This is a genomic window from Comamonas sp. JUb58 (assembly GCF_004364775.1).
Classification (GTDB): domain Bacteria; phylum Pseudomonadota; class Gammaproteobacteria; order Burkholderiales; family Burkholderiaceae_C; genus Comamonas.
This window is the reverse complement of sequence record NZ_SOAL01000029.1, coordinates 1-18,401: the sequence shown is the minus strand read 5'-3', so window position 1 is coordinate 18,401 and position 18,401 is coordinate 1. Positions and strand designations below refer to the sequence as shown.

13 protein-coding genes are annotated in these 18,401 nt (G+C 59.9%); 6 read left to right on the top strand and 7 right to left on the bottom strand.

The window, feature by feature from the left end; all coding sequences use genetic code 11:
- Window positions 1-5 precede the first annotated feature (5 nt).
- The 6 genes from EDF71_RS23160 to EDF71_RS23135 form a co-directional block, all read right to left on the bottom strand.
- Window positions 6-1,007 carry a nitronate monooxygenase family protein gene (locus EDF71_RS23160; RefSeq protein WP_133858891.1) on the bottom strand — a complete coding sequence of 334 codons (1,002 nt, stop codon included), beginning with the start codon at window positions 1,005-1,007 and terminating at the stop codon, window positions 6-8.
- A 47-nt stretch (window positions 1,008-1,054) separates the two neighbouring features.
- A complete protein-coding gene (locus EDF71_RS23155; protein ID WP_133858890.1) occupies window positions 1,055-1,852 on the bottom strand; it encodes an enoyl-CoA hydratase-related protein in 798 nt (265 codons plus the stop codon).
- A gap of 10 nt (window positions 1,853-1,862) precedes the next feature.
- Complete coding sequence (locus tag EDF71_RS23150) at window positions 1,863-3,113, bottom strand: acyl-CoA dehydrogenase family protein (RefSeq protein ID WP_243854421.1); 1,251 nt, start codon at window positions 3,111-3,113, stop codon at window positions 1,863-1,865.
- A 21-nt stretch (window positions 3,114-3,134) separates the two neighbouring features.
- The gene (locus EDF71_RS23145; RefSeq protein ID WP_133858889.1) at window positions 3,135-4,193 is read right to left on the bottom strand and encodes a phosphotransferase family protein; all 1,059 of its coding nucleotides are present in this window, start codon (window positions 4,191-4,193) and stop codon (window positions 3,135-3,137) included.
- A 304-nt stretch (window positions 4,194-4,497) separates the two neighbouring features.
- Window positions 4,498-7,167 carry a LuxR C-terminal-related transcriptional regulator gene (locus tag EDF71_RS23140; RefSeq protein ID WP_133858888.1) on the bottom strand — a complete coding sequence of 890 codons (2,670 nt, stop codon included), beginning with the start codon at window positions 7,165-7,167 and terminating at the stop codon, window positions 4,498-4,500.
- A 53-nt stretch (window positions 7,168-7,220) separates the two neighbouring features.
- The gene (locus EDF71_RS23135) at window positions 7,221-8,399 is read right to left on the bottom strand and encodes an acetyl-CoA C-acetyltransferase (protein WP_133858887.1); all 1,179 of its coding nucleotides are present in this window, start codon (window positions 8,397-8,399) and stop codon (window positions 7,221-7,223) included.
- 184 nt (window positions 8,400-8,583) lie between these two features.
- Here EDF71_RS23135 and proP point away from each other — a divergent pair, with 184 nt between their 5' ends.
- The 3 genes from proP (at window position 8,584) to EDF71_RS23120 (ending at window position 12,959) form a co-directional block, all read left to right on the top strand.
- Window positions 8,584-10,155: a glycine betaine/L-proline transporter ProP gene (gene proP, locus EDF71_RS23130; protein WP_133858886.1), complete on the top strand. Its 1,572-nt coding sequence runs from the start codon at window positions 8,584-8,586 to the stop codon at window positions 10,153-10,155.
- A 274-nt stretch (window positions 10,156-10,429) separates the two neighbouring features.
- Complete coding sequence (locus tag EDF71_RS23125) at window positions 10,430-11,398, top strand: tripartite tricarboxylate transporter substrate binding protein (protein WP_133858885.1); 969 nt, start codon at window positions 10,430-10,432, stop codon at window positions 11,396-11,398.
- 358 nt (window positions 11,399-11,756) lie between these two features.
- Window positions 11,757-12,959, top strand: coding sequence for a site-specific integrase (locus EDF71_RS23120; RefSeq protein WP_133858884.1), 1,203 nt, complete (start codon window positions 11,757-11,759; stop codon window positions 12,957-12,959).
- Here the strand turns inward: EDF71_RS23120 and EDF71_RS23115 are convergent.
- Complete coding sequence (locus tag EDF71_RS23115; RefSeq protein WP_133858883.1) at window positions 12,934-13,911, bottom strand: hypothetical protein; 978 nt, start codon at window positions 13,909-13,911, stop codon at window positions 12,934-12,936. The two genes, EDF71_RS23120 and EDF71_RS23115, sit on opposite strands and share 26 nt — an antisense overlap.
- Before the next feature lie 432 nt (window positions 13,912-14,343).
- On the opposite strand from EDF71_RS23115, the gene EDF71_RS23110 reads away from it, so the two are divergent.
- The 3 genes from EDF71_RS23110 to EDF71_RS23100 all read left to right on the top strand — a co-directional run bounded on the left by EDF71_RS23110 (window position 14,344) and on the right by EDF71_RS23100 (window position 18,213).
- Window positions 14,344-14,535, top strand: coding sequence for an AlpA family transcriptional regulator (locus EDF71_RS23110; protein WP_133858882.1), 192 nt, complete (start codon window positions 14,344-14,346; stop codon window positions 14,533-14,535).
- Between the two features lie 326 nt (window positions 14,536-14,861).
- The gene (locus EDF71_RS23105; protein WP_133858881.1) at window positions 14,862-15,563 is read left to right on the top strand and encodes an inovirus Gp2 family protein; all 702 of its coding nucleotides are present in this window, start codon (window positions 14,862-14,864) and stop codon (window positions 15,561-15,563) included.
- A gap of 448 nt (window positions 15,564-16,011) precedes the next feature.
- Window positions 16,012-18,213 carry an IPTL-CTERM sorting domain-containing protein gene (locus EDF71_RS23100; RefSeq protein ID WP_243854419.1) on the top strand — a complete coding sequence of 734 codons (2,202 nt, stop codon included), beginning with the start codon at window positions 16,012-16,014 and terminating at the stop codon, window positions 18,211-18,213.
- Window positions 18,214-18,401: the final 188 nt, after the last annotated feature.

The following is an 18,401-nucleotide window of genomic DNA, read 5'->3' as shown; positions in this document are numbered from 1 at the left end:
GCTCATCAAGCCTCCTGCAGCACGGCTGCCTCAGGCACGCCAGCGCGGCGCGCGGCGCTGGCCAGCGCCTCCTGGCACTCGGCCACCATGCGCTGCACCAGTGCTTCGCAGCTGGGCACATCGTTCACCAGGCCCACCACCTGGCCGGCCCAGACCAGGCCGCCGTCCACATCGCCGCTGTGCAGCGCGGCGCGTCCGCGCTGGCCGGCGACCAGCGGGTGGATCTCGGCAAACTCACAGCCGCCGGGCCGGCGCTCGGTGGCCACCACCTGGTCCGAGATCGCGTTCTTCAGCACCCGGCCGGTGTTGCGGAACGTGCGGAAAATCAGCTGGGTATCGCGCTCGCCGGCGTTGACCAGGGCGCGTTTGATGTCGTCGTGAATGGGGGCTTCGACCGTGGCGCAAAAGCGCGTGCCCATGTTGACGCCCTCGGCGCCCAAGGCCAGCGCGGCGGCCAGCCCGCGCCCATCGGCAATGCCGCCCGATGCGATCACGGGAATGCGCAACGCGCGGGCGGCCAGCGGGATCAGCACCAGGCCCGCCACATCGTCCTCGCCCGGGTGGCCGGCGCATTCAAAGCCATCGATGCTGACGGCATCCACCCCATTGCGCTCGGCCGACAGCGCATGGCGCACGCTGGTGCATTTGTGGACGATGCGCATATGCCCGCGCTTGGCTTTTTCGATAAAGGCCACGGGGCTGTTGCCGGCAGTCTCCAGCACGCGCACACCGCTGTCGATGGCCGCATCCAGGTAGGCCTCATAGGGGGGAGGCTTGGCCGACGGCAGAATCGTCAGGTTCACGCCAAAGGGCTGGTCCGTCATCTCGCGGCAGCGGGCGATCTCACGCGCCAGCGCCTCGGGCGTGGACTGGGTCAGCGCCGTCAGCATGCCCAGGCCGCCGGCGTTGGAGACGGCCGACGCCAGCTCCGCCGTGCCCACCCACTGCATGCCGCCCTGGATGATGGGGTAGCGGATGCCCAGCAATTGCGTAATACGTGTCTTCATAGGATGCCTGTGGCTTGCGTTCATGAATGGATGGGTCGATCTACGGCTCAACGGCCTTGAAACCGCGCTACGCGCTTCTCGCGGAAGGCACTGATGCCTTCCTGAAAATCGGCCGTGCCGGCGCACTGGGTAAAGCTCTCCGCTTCCTTGTCGAGGTGGGCATCGAGCCCGCGCTCCAGGGCGCTGCGCAGCAGCTGCTTCATATGGCCCAGCGCATGGGTCGGGCCCTGGGCCAGGCGCTGCACCAGGGCCTCGGCCTCGGCGGCCAGGCTGTCTTTGGCGACCACGCGGTTGATGAGGCCCAGGCGCAGGGCCTCGGCCGCCTCCAGGTTGTCGCCCAGCAGTGCCAGCTCCATCGCCTTGCGCAGGCCCAGCACGCGCGGCAGGCCCCAGGAAGTGGAGCAGTCGCAGCTTGCGCCGATCAGCGGATAGGCCACGCCAAAGCGCGTGCCCTCGGCAGCAATAGCCAGGTCACAGGCCAGCATCAAGCCCAGGCCGCCACCCGCCACCGCGCCCTGCACGGCGCAGACCACGGGGGCCTGCAAGGCCGTCAGCAGGCGGATGCCGCCATGCATGCCGGCAATCAGCGTTGCTGCGGCCTGCTGCGGATCGGCGCGCATTTCATCGAGGTCACCACCGGCCATAAAGGCCCGGCCTTCGCCGGTGATGAGCACGGCGCGCACCTGCGGGTCGGCGGCAATGTCCTGGCAGGCCTGGTGAAAGGCGGCTGCCATGCCGCGGTCAATGGCGTTGAGCGCCTGCGGGCGGTTGAAGCGGATATGCGCCACCGCGCCGCTGCGCCAGTGCAGCACGCTGCCGTCGGGGTTCTGGTCGGGATAAGTCATTGCAAGCTTTTCAGTGGCTGGTGCTGTAGAAGGCGGCGGTGGCGCCCAGGTTGTCGCGTGCGCGGGCCAGCTCGGCGCGGGCAATGGCGCGCAGATGGACCTCGTCCGGGCCGTCAAAAAAGCGCATCGCCCGGCCCCAGGACCAGAGGTAGGACAGCGGGGTATCGGGCGTGATGCCCATGGCGCCGAACACCTGGATGGCGCGGTCCAGCACGCGGGTCTGCAGCTGTGCTGCCACCAGCTTGATGGCCGATACATCGATGTGCGCCGCCTTGTTGCCGAACATGTCCATCTTCCAGGCGGCCTGCAACACCAGCAGCCGCGCCTGGTCGATCTCGACGCGCGACTGGGCGATCCAGTCCTGCACATTGGCGTAATCGCTCAGGTGCTTGCCAAAGGCGCGGCGGGTGAGTGCGCGCTCGCACATCATCTCGATCGCCAGCTCGCACTGGCCAATGGTGCGCATGCAGTGGTGCACGCGGCCAGGGCCCAGGCGCGCCTGGGCCAGCGCAAAGCCGCTGTGCTCCTCGCCCAGCAGGTTGCTGACGGGCACGCGCACATCGGTATAGGTCACCTCGCAGTGCCCTTCGGGGGCGTGGTGGTGCATGATCGCCACGTTGCGCACAATGTTCAGGCCCGGCGTGTCCAGCGGCACGATGACCATCGAATGCCGCTGGTGGCGGGGCGCATCGGGGCTCTCGTCGCTCACGCCCATGACGATGGCGAACTTGCAGTTGGGGTGCAGCGCGCCGGTGGTGAACCACTTGCGGCCATTGATCACGTACTCATCCCCTTCGCGGCGGATGGTGGTGCAGATATTGGTGGCATCGGACGAGGCCACATCGGGCTCGGTCATCGAGAAGCAGGAGCGGATGCTGCCGTCGAGCAAGGGCTTCAGCCAGCGCTCGTGCTGCTCGGGCGTGGCAAACAGGTGCAGCAGCTCGGTGTTGCCGGTATCGGGCGCATTGCAGTTGAACACCTCGGCCGACCAGTAGACCCGGCCAATGATCTCGGCCAACGGGCTGTACTGCATATTGCTCATGCGGGTGCCGGGCTCATCGTCACGCAGACCGGGCAGGAAGAGGTTCCACAGCCCGGCCTCGCGCGCCAGCTGCTTGAGCGGCTCAACCACCTCAGTCGGGTAGGCGCCGGTGGCGGCGATGCGCTCGTAGTCGTGGTAGCGGGGCACCACATGGCGCTCCATGAACTGGCGCAGCGTGCGCTGCATCTGCTGCGTGTCCTCGGGGTACTGGAAGTTCAAGAGCGTCTCCTCGGTAAAAATTCAAAATGCTGCCGCTGGCGCCTCGATGGCCTCCAGCCCGCGCCGTGCCAGGGCCTGGGCCATGGCGCCCACTTCCGAGGCGTTGTCGGCCACCGCATTGCCCCGCGCGGCGCGGGCGGCAATGCCTTCAAAAATGACAGCCCAGCGCATGAACGCAAAGGCCCAGTGGAAAGGCGCAGCCTGGCGGGCCGGATCGCTGCGGCCGGCGCGCTGGTAGAAGTGCGCCAAATATTCGGACTCGGACGGAATACCCAGCGCGGCCAGATCCAGCCCGCGCAGGCCGCCAAACTCCTCGGGCAGGGTGCGCCAGGCCACCGTGTTGAAGGCCACATCGGCCAGCGGATGGCCCAGGGTGGACAGCTCCCAGTCCAGCACCGCGACCACCCTCGCCTCGCTGGGGTGGAACAGCAAGTTGTTGAGCTTGAAGTCGCCATGGGTCAGCGTGGTTTCGTCATCGCTGGGGCGGTTGGCGCCCAGCCAGGCCAGCAGCTCATCGATGGCCGGGTTGGGTGCAATGCGCGACAGATCCCACTGCTTTTGCCAGCGGTGCAGCTGCCGCTCAAAAAAGCCGCCCTCCTTGCCAAAGCCCTCCAACCCGGCGGCGCGCCAGTCCACCGCATGCAAGGTGGCCAGGGTGTCGGCCATCGCCAGGTAAATCGCACGACGCTCGGCCGGGCGCATGCCGGCAAGGGCGTTGTCGTTGAACACCCGCCCTTCGACCTTTTCCATCAGGTAGAAAGGCGTGCCGACCACATCGCTGTCTGCGTGGTAGAGCAGCATCTGCGGCACGGGCAGCGCCGTGCCTGCCAGCGCCTTCATCACGCGGTACTCGCGGTCCACCGCATGGGCCGATGGCAGCACCTCGCCCGCAGGCTTTTTGCGCAGCACCATATGCCGGCTGCCGTAGCTCACAAAAAAGGTCGGGTTGGACTGCCCGCCGCCAATGGTCTGCAGCGCCATCTCGCCCTGCAGCCCTGGCAACTGCGTGCGCAGAAAGTCGTCCAGGCGGGCCGGGTCAAAGGCTTGCGGTTGGCTAGAGGGGGTGCTGGAGAGGGTCATCGCGCAAGAGGGTTGGGTGGGTTGCAATAGCAGGCAGGCAAAGCTGCGCCCCGGCCGTCCGCAGACGGCATCCTGGGGTTAAGCTGGGGAGAAAAGGCGCTTAGTGGCGCGCAGGACGGCGGAGCGCCAGGGCGGCCGTGCCGGGGCGGTGCAAGGGAGCAGCTGGGCTTTGCGCCAGGCGGATGAGGAATGCAAACATGGCTTGTCTCCTGTCTTTGCTATTTTTAGCCATCATGCGGCCAGCCGCCCCACCCCGCCCCCACCCGATGTGGGTGGCTCGGGTTTCCCCCTGCCATGTGGGCGGTCAGCCCTGCACCAGGCCCAGGTCGCGCGCCCGGGCAACGGCATCATCGCGGCCCACCACCTTGAGCTTGCCGTAGACATTGCGCAGATGCCATTTGACGGTCTCCGGCGAGATGCCCAGCACCTGGGCAATGCGCTTGTTCGACATGCTGTGCGCAAGCGCCCGCAAGATCTCCAGCTCGCGATCGGACAAGGGCTCGCTGAGGGCCGCATCGGCCGGCTGCTGCACGCCGCGGTAGCGCTGCGATTGCTGCTGCAGCCGCTCCACATAAAAAGCCAGCAGGGGATCGGAGGCGCCAAAGGCCTGGGCACAGGCCTCGGCCAGCAGCAGCGCGGGCTCGCCCAGGTCCAGCAGGCTGCGCACCAGGCCCAGCTCCTGGCCTTGCAGCAAGGCATCGCGCATGGCGTCCAAAGCCTGCTCCTGCCGGCCCAGGCGGCTCAGCAGCAAGGCGCGCAGCACCAAGGTGGCGCAGCGGTCGCGGCGCTGCAGGAGTGCGCTGTCGTCCCGGCCACGCTCGCCCAGCGCCTCCAGCGCAGCGCGGTCGTCCAGGTTGGCCTCGTGGAACAGTGCCTGCGTGTAGCGCTCCATGCCGGTGATGCGCAGGCTCACGGGGCTGTGGGCATCGGCATGGCGCTGGGCCAGCAGCTCCAGCTGGCGCAGCATCTGCCGCGCGCCCTCCATATCGCGCATCTGCAGCAGGCAGCGCACGCGCTCGCCCATCGCAAAGGCCAGCAGCCGGTCCAGTGATCGGCGCTGGGCGATTTCTTCGATGCGCGCCAGGCCCTCGATCGCTTCTAGCGGGTTGCCGTCCAGCCGGCTCAGGCGTGCGCAGACCAGGGCCACGGTCACCAGTGCATCGGGCAGCACCACGCGCTCGGTGGTGTCCAGCCGGCCATCGAGCAGCTGGCGCAGCTCGTCGAGCTCATTCGTCTCATACAGCACGGCCGCCAGGTAGGCGGCGGCATTGCAGGCCATCTCGCTGTGGCGGCCCAGCGCTTTTTCTGCATGGGCCAGGGCCTCGCGCAGCAGCGGCTCGGCATGGCGCACATCGCCGGCATACAGCCAGGACAGGCCGCGCAGGGCCTCGGTCATCAAATGGCCAAAGGCCGAATCGAGCAGCGGTGTGCCATCCTCGCGCAGCGGGGGCGAGCCGCGCAGCACCTCGCGCGCCTTCTCGTACTCGGCGCTGTGCCCGTACATCCAGCCCAGCAGGTTGCGCTTGCCGCCCACCAGCACGGCATCATCACCCTGCTGGATGGACATCAGCTCGGGCAGCAAGGCCTGGGCGGTGCCCAGGTCGTCCTCCTGCAAGGCCAGCGAGAAGGCCAGCAGCACGCAGTGTGCGCGGCCTTCGTGGTCGCGCTCGCCCAGCTGCGTGCGCAGCGCATTCAAGGTCTCATGGCAGGCGGCGAGCTTGTAGTAGCACAGCTGGGTCCAGCCCAGCCACAGCAGCAGCGCCGGCCGGGCATTGACAATGGCGCGCGGCAGCTCGGACACGGCGCGCACCAGTTGCTGCAACTGGCCGTTCAAAAACAAGGCTCGCGCCCAGCGCTCCACCCAATGCACGGCCTGCTCCATGTCACCCGCCTCGACCGCATGGTGCACGGCATCGCGCAGATGGCGCCGGGCGCCCAGCCATTGCGCCAGCGCCGCATGGGTGCGCTGGCGTTCGGCCTGCGGCAGCGATTGGAAGCGGGTCAGCAGCAGCTCGCGGAACAGCGGGTGGAAGCGGTACCAGCCCTGGCTGGCGGCATCCTGCAGCGGCAGCACAAACAGGTTCTCGCGCTGCAGCCGCTCCAGCAAGGCGGGGCCGACGGGCTCGCCAGCGATGGTGATGGCCAGTGCCTGGTTGAAGCTGCGCGCCGCAGCCAGCCGCGTCATCGCGTCGATCTCATCCTTGTCGACCCGGCACAGTACCTCGCGGTTGAAGTAGGCGCTGAAGTCCTGCGCGTTCTGCACCGGCGATGCGGGGGTGCGCGGCTGCAGCGCCAGCAGCTGCAAGCCAGCGGCCCAGCCATCGGTCACCTCCAGCAGCTGGCGCGCCATCGCCGGGCTGGTGCTGCGCGGCTGGCGGGCCTGCAGAAACTGCTGCACTTCTTCCAAGGTAAAGCGCAGCTCGGCGGGGCCGATCTCTTCGAGCAAGCCCTGGTCGCGCAGGCGCGCCAGGCGCAGCTGGGGCATGCTGCGCGAGACGATCACCAGCCGCAAGGCGGGCGGCGCAAAATCCAGCAAGGTCTGCAGCGCTGCGCCCGCGCGCGTGTCGCCCATGTTCTGCCAATCGTCGATCACCACCAGCAAAGGCCGGCTGCGCGCCAAAAACGCGCGCAGCAATGCGATGACGATGGCATCGGCGCGCGCCTCGCCGCCCCGGTTGGACAGCAGACGCGCCTCGCGTGCGATATCGCTGTCGATGCGGTCCAGCGAATCGAAGAGCGCCGCCATCAGCGCCTGGCCGTCGTCGCCAGGCTGCACCGTTACCCAGGCTTCGTCATGGCCAAAAGTCAGTGCCTGGGCACGCCACTGCAGCGCCAGCGAGGTTTTGCCACTGCCCGCCGGGCCATGGATCAGCAGGCAGGTCTTGTTGCGGGCCTCGGACAGGCGTGCTAGCAGATGCTTGCGCTCAATGCGCCGGGGCTCCAGTCGGGGAAGTGCGGGGTTTGTCTCGGTCACTGTTTTTATAAATGCGCGGCATGTTTATCCCCTAATAGTGCCACGACTCAGTGTTAGAGACGCTCGATCACCGTCACATTCGCCATGCCCCCGCCCTCGCACATGGTCTGCAGGCCGTAGCGGCCGCCACGTTGGTGCAGCGCATGGACCAGGGTGGCCATCAGTTTGGCACCGGTACCGCCGAGCGGATGGCCCAGCGCAATGGCGCCGCCGTTCACATTCATGCGCTCGGGATCGGCCTGCAGCGCCTGCTGCCAGGCCAGCGGGATCGAGGCGAAGGCCTCGTTGACTTCGTAGAGGTCGATGTCGCTCAGGCGCATGCCGGCCTTCTTCAAGGCCAGCTGGGTGGCGGGCACCGGCGCTTCCAGCATGATGACCGGGTCATGGCCCAGCACGGTCATGTGGTGGATGCGCGCCAAGGGCTTGGCGCCCAGGCGGCGCAGGCCGCGCTCATTGACGATCAGCACGCCGCTGGCGCCATCGCACATCTGGCTGGCATTGGCTGCGGTGATCAAGCCGCCCTCCTGCAGCAGCTTGACGCTCTGGATGCCTTCCAAGGTCGCTTCAAAGCGGATGCCCTCGTCCACCGCATGCAGGTCCTGCGTCAAGGCGCCGCTGGCATCGCGCACGGCGATCGGCAAAATCTCTGCAGCAAAGTGGCCGGCGCGGCTGGCGGCTGCAGCGCGCTGGTGGCTTTGCAGGGCGTAGCGGTCCAGCGCGTCCTTGTCCAGGCCATACTTGCGCGCCACCATCTCGGCACCAACAAACTGGCTGAAGACGGTATCGCCATAGCGGGCGGCGATGTCGGGGCTGTGGTAGTGGCCCAGCCCGGCCTTTTGCGCCAGGCCCCCTGGGCTGCCCATGGGCACGCGGCTCATCGACTCGACCCCTGCGGCAATCACCATGTCCATCGCGCCCGACATCACCGCCTGCGCGGCAAAGTGGATGGCCTGCTGTGAGGAGCCGCATTGGCGGTCAATACTGGTACCGGGCACCGATTCGGGCAGCCTGGAGGCCAGCACCACATTGCGCGCCACATTGCTGGACTGCTCGCCCACCTGGCTGACGCAGCCCAGAAACACATCATCCACAGCGGCCGGGTCGGCATCGACACCTTCCACCAGCGCATTGATGACCTGTGCGGCCAGATCCACAGGATGCCAGCCGGCCAGTTGGCCCCCCCGGCGGCCACCGGCCGTGCGTTGCGCCGCCACGATAAAAGCTTCGGACATGGAACTCCTTTGTCTCGTCATTTTTTAGAAGGTGCTCAGGAAGAGTTTAGGCGCCCCCCACTCCACAACGACCACCCATAACGGGTGGCTGGCGAAGTTTGGCGGCAGCGCGCAGCCCCCTCGTCCTACAGACGGCCGGACGGCGATTGGCGAAGATGGCGACCCATAATTACCGGGGAACCGCATGGATACCATCAACAACAATACAGCGGCCGATCCGACGCCTCCTTCGCCGCCTCTGATCCCCACCCAAAGCGGCACCTTGGAGCTGCACGACATCACCATCGTCGACAAGGTCAAGCTCAGAAAGGCGATTTCTGCCGCCGCGCTGGGCAATGCCATGGAGTGGTTCGACTTTGGTGTCTATGGCTTTGTCGCCTTTGCGCTGGGCAAGGTCTTTTTCCCCGATGCATCGCCCAGTGTGCAGATGATTGCCGCGCTGGGCACCTTCTCGATTCCCTTCCTGGTGCGGCCGCTGGGCGGCCTGTTCTTTGGCGTGATGGGTGACAAGTTCGGGCGCCAGAAGGTGCTGTCGATCACCATCATCATCATGGCTGCCAGCACCTTCTGTATTGGGCTGAGACCGTCCTACGCCAGCATTGGCATATGGGCACCGGTCCTGCTGCTGCTGTGCAAGCTGGCGCAGGGCTTCTCGGTCGGCGGTGAATACACCGGCGCCGCCATCTTTGTGGCCGAGTTTGCGCCGGACCGCAAGCGCGGCTTTCTGGGCAGCTTTCTGGACTTTGGCTCCATCGTGGGCTTTGTCACCGGCGCGGGCGTCGTCGTCTTGCTGCAAAGCCTGCTGAGCGAGGCGAATTTTCTGGACTGGGGCTGGCGAGTGCCCTTCTTCATGGCCGCGCCCTTGGGCCTGGTAGGCCTGTACCTGCGCCATGCGGCGGAAGAAACGCCCGCGTTTCAGCAGCAGCTGGACCAGATGGAGAAGGACGACCAGGAGGATGTGGAGAACCGTCCACGTATCTCTTTCAAGGAAATCGCGACGCGCTACTGGCGCCCCTTGCTGGTATCGGTGGGCCTGGTGCTGACCACCAATATCACCTACTACATGTTGCTGACCTATATGCCCAGCTACCTGTCGCACAACCTGCACTACTCCGAAGACCATGGCGTGCTGATCATCATCGCGGTGATGATCGGCATGCTCTTTGTGCAGCCGGTGATTGGCCTGGCCAGTGACCGCTTTGGCCGCAAGCCCTTTGTGATCGTCGGCTCCATCGGCCTGCTGGTGCTGGCGATCCCCGCGTTCAAGCTGATCATCAACGGCCAGATCGCGCTGATCTTTGTTGGCCTGTTCATGCTGGCGATTGTGCTGAACTGCTTTACCGGCGTGATGGCCTCCACCCTGCCCGCCATGTTCCCGACCCGCATCCGCTACAGCGCGCTGGCCGCATCGTTCAACATCGCCATCATTGTCGCCGGCCTCACGCCCACCATCACCGCCGCCTTGGTCGATTCGACCGGCAGCCTCTACCTGCCGGCCTACTACCTGATGTTTGTCGCAGTCGTCGGCATCATCACCGGCATCTTCATGAAGGAAACCGCCAACCGCCCCCTGCGTGGCGCCACGCCAGCGGCCTCCAGCAAGCAGGAGGCCAAGGAGCTGCTGATCCAGACGCTGGACCACATCGAGCAAAGCGTGGAAGACATCGATGGCGAGATTGCCAAGCTGCAAGAGCAGATTGCGGCGCTGGAGCTGCGCAAGCAGAAGTACATTGATCTGCATCCTCGGCTGGATTGAGGGGCGATACCGCTGAGGCGCTATCAGCATCGCAAAACAAGGCCCTGCAAATTGCAATTTGCAGGGCCTTGTTTCTTCTGAACCCACTCGCTATGTTTTCACCGCTCGCCCCCGGCTCCCGCGCAGCACCGGAGCGGGGTCCATCCGGCGAGCCTCACCCTTCGCCGAAAAGACCCTGCCGCCAGCGCCATTCTGCTGTCACCCGTGTTGGGGATACGCAGCGGTGGCTTGGCTAGACTGCAGAGACAACATCCATTCATGCAAGGAGACAACCATGCAACGCCGTACTTTTGCCACTGTCGCAGCCAGCATTGCCGTTGTGGGTGCTGCGGGTTTTGCCGCGCCCGCCGTGGCACAGGCTGATTACCCCAACCGGCCTATCGTGCTGATCGTGCCCTATGGGGCGGGGGGTGTGAGCGATGTGGTGGCGCGGGCGCTGGCCCTGTCGATGGGCAAGCAGTTGGGCCAGTCGATCATCATCGAGAACAAACCGGGGGCCGGGGCCTCGATGGGGGTGATGGACATGAAGAATGCCAAGCCCGATGGCTACCGGCTGACCTTGAGCCCAGTGGCCATCTTCCGGCAGCCGCATATCCAGAAGGTGGCCTACGATCCGGTAGCCGACCTGAGCTATGTGGCGGCCTTTATGTCGTATGACTTTCTGCTGGCCGTGGCGCAGGATTCGCCGTTCAAATCGGTCAAGGACATTGTCGACCAGTCCAAAAAGCAGCCCGGATCGGTCGACTACGGCACGCCCGGCAAGTTTTCGGCCAACCATGTGCTGATGGCCTTGCTGGAGAAGAAGGCAGACGTACAGTTCACCCATGTGCCGTACAAGGGCGACGCCGAGGCGGTGAATGCCTTGATTGCGGGCCACACCAAGACAGGGGTGTTTGGCAATACCGTCCTACCGCATATGCAGTCAGGCAAGCTGCGTGCGCTGGCCATTGCCTCAGAAACGCGCCCACCCGCCTTTGCCAATGTGCCGACCTTCCGTGAACAGGGCTATGACGTAGTGACGCCATCGCCGCTGGGCATTGCTGGCCCCAAAGGACTGCCGCCCGAGATTGTGCGCAAGCTCGAAGCCGCCGTGAAGTCTGCCATGGACGACCCCGTCTTTCAGCAGGCGGCCGCAAACTATGGTGTGCGGCTGGATTACCGCAATGCCCAAGATTACAGCGCCTTTGCGAAGAAGGCCTTCGCCGAAGAAGGCGCGATTGTGCAGAGCATCGGGCTGGAATAAGAAGCGCTTGTAGGTTGATGGGTGCCTCGGTGAGTGCCGGATCAGTAATCAGCTTTTGTGCCGACTGACCATGTTGGCCCCATCCCACCACACTCCAACAAGAAGTGATTCAGCGATGCGTTAAGAGCACACCATCCAGACGAAGAAAAACCCCTGAGTGAGAACACTCAGGGGTTTGATTCTTGGCGGAAACGGAGTCCGCCATAGCCAAGTTCGCAATGGTTCCAAACTGCACTTTAGAATTATGATTTAATTATGTATTTTCAAAAGTCAAGTTCGCCGAAGTTCGTCATAACTCGTTAACAGCGTATGTTTTATGTGGGCATAATGTGGGCATAGATCTGCTACATCCAAGCCCATGCCCAAAGTCGCCAAACAACTCTCCGACCGCGCTGTTGCGGCCATCAAAACAGAAGGTAGACATGCCGTAGGAGGCGTCGCTGGATTGCATCTTCGCATCTCAGCTGGCTACCGAGGATGGATCATCCGAGTGACAGTTGGCGATCAGCGCAAAGACATGGGCCTTGGGGCATATCCGGCAGTCAGCCTTCAGGAAGCACGGGACAAAGCTAGAAGGATCCACGATGATCTTCGAGACGGTCAGGTCCCCATCTCTCCCAAAGTGCAACAACGCACCCTTATCGCGTCGAAGGCTGCTACAGAAAAAACGTTTCGCTGGTGTACTGAGGAATACCTCAAGACCAAATCTTCCGAATGGAAGAACGCTAAGCACCGTCAGCAATGGGAAAACACCCTTGAAGCGTACGCGATGCCGCATCTGGGGCTAGTGAGCGTATCAGCTATCGATCTTCCTCATATATTGGCTTGCCTGGAGCCTATCTGGGGCATCAAGAACGAAACTGCGAGTCGGCTTCGAGGAAGGATCGAGTCCGTGCTCGACTGGGCGACTGTTCGCAAATACCGCAATGGTGAGAATCCAGCCCGCTGGAAAGGCCATCTCGACAAGGTCTTGGCCGCACCAGGCAAGATTCAGAAGGTAGAGCACCACCGTGCCATACCTGTAGATGGCATGCCATCCTTCATGCAGGACTTGCGTACGCGTGCTGGTATTGCAGCAAGAGCCCTTGAATTTTTAATCTACACCGCAGCACGCTCGGGCGAAGTACGTGGAGCTCTGTGGTCAGAAATTGACATTAATAAAGCCATCTGGACCATTCCGGCGGGACGCATGAAAGCTGGCGTGGAACATAGAGTACCGCTTACTGAATCAGCACTAAAGCTACTCGCTGAGATGCCTCGCATTGAGAGCAGCAACCTGATCTTCCCAGGAACCAAAGGACAGCAGCTTTCTGATATGACCATGACGGCGGTAATGCGGCGCATGAATTCAATCGCAGTTCCACACGGCTTTCGATCTGCATTCCGTGATTGGGCAGGAGAAAAAACCAATTTCCCTCGGGAGCTGGCGGAACAGGCTTTGGCTCACACGTTGGAAAGCAAGGTAGAAGCTGCTTATCGCCGCGGTGATGCGTTGGAGAAGCGACGTCATATGATGCAAGAATGGTCAAACTTCATCAACGCACCATTGCATACCCCTTGACTATATTTTGCAATACTTGTTTGTTATGAGCTTGAAATAGAACATTAAGAAGCTCGGATCCACGCCCCTTAACACCACATTCTCTAGCGATTTGTTCAATCATTTTTTTCGCCTCCGGGGTCAGCGTGAAATTACAATTTTTTTGAGTTCTTTTATTTTCTTCACGAGATGACCTTTTATTGTATAAGCCTCGGATTTTTTCAAAAATGAACAACTTAAGAACCGAGGACATATCTTGCCGATGAAAAAATAATTCGATGTCATCAATATCGTGTATGGGCGGCATTAGGAATACTTGGGGAGTTTTTTCAAAGGGTTTAGCGGCTAGATCACCCTCACCCACAGAAATTTGTTTTCCAGAAAAATAGGATGCAGCCCTTAGCTTTTCTTTATTTTTATCATTTTTAAACCAAACAAGTTGAGCATGCCATTCCAACTTAAATTTTTGCGTAGACACCTTCATTGCAAAAAGAAAGCCTGCAATGTAATCTACAGAGTGCCCAGAGACATCGCATAGATATCCAATTAACACACTCGGAGATTGGAAACTCTCAAAAATTTTAGCCATAGTCATGGGATGAAAAATTCTGATTTGACTCAACTTATATTGTATGATTTTTTTTGAAAATCCCAGCAAAAACTCATAAGATTCCTCTTGAACATTAAAAGTTGTAGCCAGCCCCCAGATTTCCATTGCCAATTCACTTTTTGCATTACCAGAGTTCAATTCGCCTAATAGGCCGTATCCATGCGCAGGAGTGAACCCCTTTCTGATCAATTGATCCCAGATCTCAACGATTAGAATGCCTGCAGATGCATCGCCAATGTCAATATTAACTCTCAAATGGAATGCGATTGATTGGAGGGTTCTCTTCGTAAATACGTCTAGTGCAAATGCGTTGGAAAAAGCTGCCTTAGATGCAGCTATTTTTTCGGGCGTATATTTAATCATAGAATGACAAGCAATAAGTCGATAGAAATTTTCATGTCCGAAAAATGTCCGTACCCAGGCACTTCCCAGGTATCTTTTTCCTAAGATCTACCATGTCTTAGTAGGGAGCTCTTGTCAAGTCCCTCAGGGTAGTTCTGTAGTAGAGCCATCGCTTGTCTAGCATGATTAGTGATGGACCACACATGATCAATGACAGGATAGAGCTGTGACAGTGTGGCCATCTTTCTAGGTGGACCGGGTTCTCATGTTGCTGCAGTAGCCGCAGCTAAACACAACGGAGCTTTAAATTTACTACTGGCATAAATGACGAAAGCCACCAATACATTTTCCCCAGCCAAAGAGAATTTCCTCTTGTGTCACAACATGGGCCGCCAGTGAGAGCTAATTAAGAAATCCACACGCAATCCGATGCCAAAACCATCGGAGCCAGACATGCGCGTTCTAAAGATCAGAGAAGTGCTTCTCAAAACGAGTCTAGGTAAGACCGCCATTTATGCATTGATAAAAACATCAAACTTCCCCAAACCCATCAGCCTGGGAGTTAGATCGGTCGGTTGGATTGAAGCCGAAATTGATGCTTGGATCCTTGAAAAGATCGGCCTAAGAGATCGACCTTCTAAGTGATATTTTCGAAGAGTGAATTTGGATTAAAATCAATCCAAATTCAAGTACCTCAGGAAGGCAGACGAAGTATCACCGCGCTTAAATCTGCTTTACCCGTGTAGGTTTAAGTTCTATTAAATTTATGTAGAGCGATGCTAGCCATTCCACAACGATGTTGTTGAAAGCATAGAGCTGATCTTTTACATCAGATAGCAAGAACTGGTTGCTATACATGGGTTGGCATTGATCTAATCAATGCACAAGGAAAGCCTTAGAAGTTATGGCACTTTTTAACCATAAAAGTGCATAGCTCTTCTCATCAACCAACTGTGTGTCTTAACCAAGCCATGACACACAGCATGAAGCGCAATCCATCCAACACCAATCAACACATTTACAGTGAACCTTACTTCCTAGGCTCACCCGTCATCTACCATAGAGGAGATCTAATCGAGAATTACCTTCTACGCATACATGAATGCCTAACTCAGGCATTAGCACTACATGCTCGCATCTGTGTGATGCGATTTGATCTGTATGTACCCGAGCACTTCTTTCAAGGTGCTCTGCAAGACAATAGCCTAATCTCTAAATTCTTTAGCTCGTTGCAAGCAAAAATTGATCATGCTCAGGCACAAAGTAGAAAGGCTGGTCATCGAGTACATGATGCTGATCTTCGAAAAATATGGACTAGAGAGATCAGTGAGAATGGCCGTGTGCATTTCCATGTTGCAATAATTGTCAACCATGACGCCTTTGCCTTCATTGGCAGATTCGACTTGGATAGCAACAACATGTATGCACGTATCCATGAAGCATGGGCATCTGCTCTTTCGATGTATCCCATTGACATCAAAGGCTATGTGCATATTCCCGATCAACCCACTTACCTAGTCATACGAGGTGAAGAAGCATCGTTCAACGACGCCTTCTATCGGATGAGCTACTTCGCCAAGCTCAAAACCAAACAGTATCAAAAGGGCTTTCACACCTTCGGCTGTAGCCGACCTAGACGTAGAGAGCAGGATCAGTTGGGTCAGCTGCTCTAGACCAGAAATGAGCTGCATCATTGCGGGGAAGTGCACTGAGAGTTTTAGAACTTAGGCTTCTCCGCACTTTCACATCTCAGACGCCACCTTTGACAAGGAAAGTGGGTCGCTCAGGCAAAGTGATGAGAACTAGCATCGCCCTGCTCTTCGGATTGCCACCAATGACGATGACTGTTATGCAGCGGTTGCTGCCGCTCGCAGGCGAGGCTCCAGCGGAGGCCATCAGGCTGGCAGCAGACAGCTGGCCTGGCAACTCTGCGCCATATATGTTTCTACGTGTGTATAAAATGTAAAAAGCAGGGGTGCAAGTATCCCCAAGTGTCACGATCTACTTGAGGAGACAATGTTGAGTACAAAGCTTTCAACGTTCGCGACAGGCGCTTGTTTAACCGCAGTGTCTATGGCGTTTAGTCATGCGGCTGTTGCTGCTTGGGTATCAAGCGCCCCCATGTTGACCGAGCGTGCGCAGCATGCAGGTGCGTTGCTCGATGATGGCTCCTTTGCGGTGTTCGGAGGAGTTAACCGCACCGGATTCGTTGCAACAGCAGAGCGGCTGACAGGCAATACGTGGAGCGCAATCGGCTCCATTGGCATTACTGGCAACGTAATGGAGGCAGTGACACTGGGTACTGGCCAAGTGCTTGTGCGCGCAGACGGTAGCCGTCAGGCTCGTCTGTACGACCCAGAGTCCAATTCCTGGTCAGATGCGGGAGTTCAGAGTGTTACGCGCAGTATCCCCTCCATGACATTGCTGGCCGATGGCAGACTTCTGTTGGTTGGTGGAAGCAACGAAAAATCGGCGGAGTTGTATGACCCGCAGACACGCACATGGACACCGACTGGGAGCATGGATGTAGCACGACGTGCTCACGCTGCAGTGCTGATGCAGGATGGCCACGTATTAGTGGCATCGGGTTTCAACAGTAGTGGAGAAGTCCCGAGTGCAGAAATCTACGACCCTGTTGCTGGCACGTGGTCACCGGCCGCGCCGCCACTGGTGCCGCGCCACTATGCAAGCATGAATCTTCTGCCTGACGGGCGCCTGCTACTGGCAGGGGGATTCACGGCCGCTGGGGTTACCAACCATGCAGAACTCTATGACCCAGTCGCCAACACATGGACAGCCACTGGTGCGTTAAATCATCCGCGCAATGGCATGATGGGTTCCATATCGAATCATTCAACCGTGCTGCCATCCCGCAAGGTATTGATTGCTGGCGGCTCAGACGGGGCACGCAATGCCCAGGCAGTGGCGGAAGTTTATGACCCTGCAACTGGCACTTGGTCCAACTCAGATGCAGTCACTCAAGCGCGGGAAAATGGAACAGCGAATCTTTTGCCAAATGGCGAGGTGCTGATTACGGGTGGTTACAGCTCGAATCCCAGCTTGACTTTTTTTGCGAACTCAGATCGCTATCAGCCCCCTGTGCCAGTCAGTACTCCAGCCGTGCTGGATCCCCTGCCGCTTTTGCAACGGCGAGGGGGCGTACTGACTCTGACAGGTACCGGGTTCAAGGGCACTGGAGGTACGGACATACCGAGACTGGAGCTACAACGTGTAGAGAATGGATTCATCTACCAGATAGGTTTCACTTCTCATTCAACGACACAGTTCGTGTCTACGCCGTTGCCCGATCTGCCTGCAGGGCTGTATATGGCGCGCCTGATTGTGGCTGACGAACCCTCTACGGTCGCCCAGTTGGTTCGATTCACCGATCCAGCGGGTGCACCAACAGGCACTGCGGGTGAACTGCAGATCGCCGTAAGCTGGACTGCGCCTGCCGATGACCGAGGCAATCCTCCGGTCGGCTATGAAGTGACTTCCAATCCAGCGAGTGCAGGCTGTACCGCAGTTGCGCCATCGACACAATGCACCGTGAACGGATTGACCCCTGGTACGGACTACACGTTCACCGTGCGTGCCAAGCACGCCAATGGCCTGGGGCCGGAGTCCACATCTTCTCCACCTGTGACGCCCCTAGCGGCACCTGGCCCTCAAACCATCAACTTTGCGCCACCAGCGCCGCATCCATTTGGAACGACCTATCAGCCGCAAGCTACAGCCACTTCAGGATTGAACGTGGGCTTTGTGGTCGATTCCGGGCCTTGTGTAGCCGAGCAGCCGTCAGGCCCCATCACATTCACTGGTGTGGGAGACTGCACGATTCGCGCAACGCAACCAGGTAACACTACTTACCAAGCAGCGCCCGACGTGACGCATGTCTTGGTCGTGGAAAAAGGGATGCAGACGCTTCGCTTCACCCCGCCTCCGCCTTCGATTGCTCAAGTGGGGGGGCGCTACACGCCCGTTGTGGAGGGTGGCGCATCAGGAAACCCGGTGATTGTTACGGCAAGCGGTGTGGCCCAGCAGCAGCGCCTGCTGCAGAAGGCCGTAGTCGACGTGTGCACGCTTGACGCTGGCACGGTGACCTTTGGTGCAGAAGGCACATGCACGATTACCGCCACACAAAACGGCAACGCCAACTATGCAGCCGCACAAGCTCAGTCTTACAACATCACGGTAACGCCCGCTGCGGGTGTGACACAGCCAACACCGGTCCCGTCGCTGAGCCAGTTAGCACTGATGCTGCTTTCCGCTGCAATGGCGGGACTGGCCGCCATTGGCTTTCGTCGCAAACAGCTAAATTGATGGCTATGTCCCCGTTGAGTGTGGAAAAACGCCAATAGCCGCGAGCTGCAATGCCTGCGAGATCCTCAGACGCTGTGTATCCACTGGGGCCATTCACCCGAACAAATAGCGGGATGGCTCAAGCGAACCTATCCGGGGCAAAAGGAGTTGCAGGTGTCTCATGAAGCCATCTACCGCACGCTATTCGT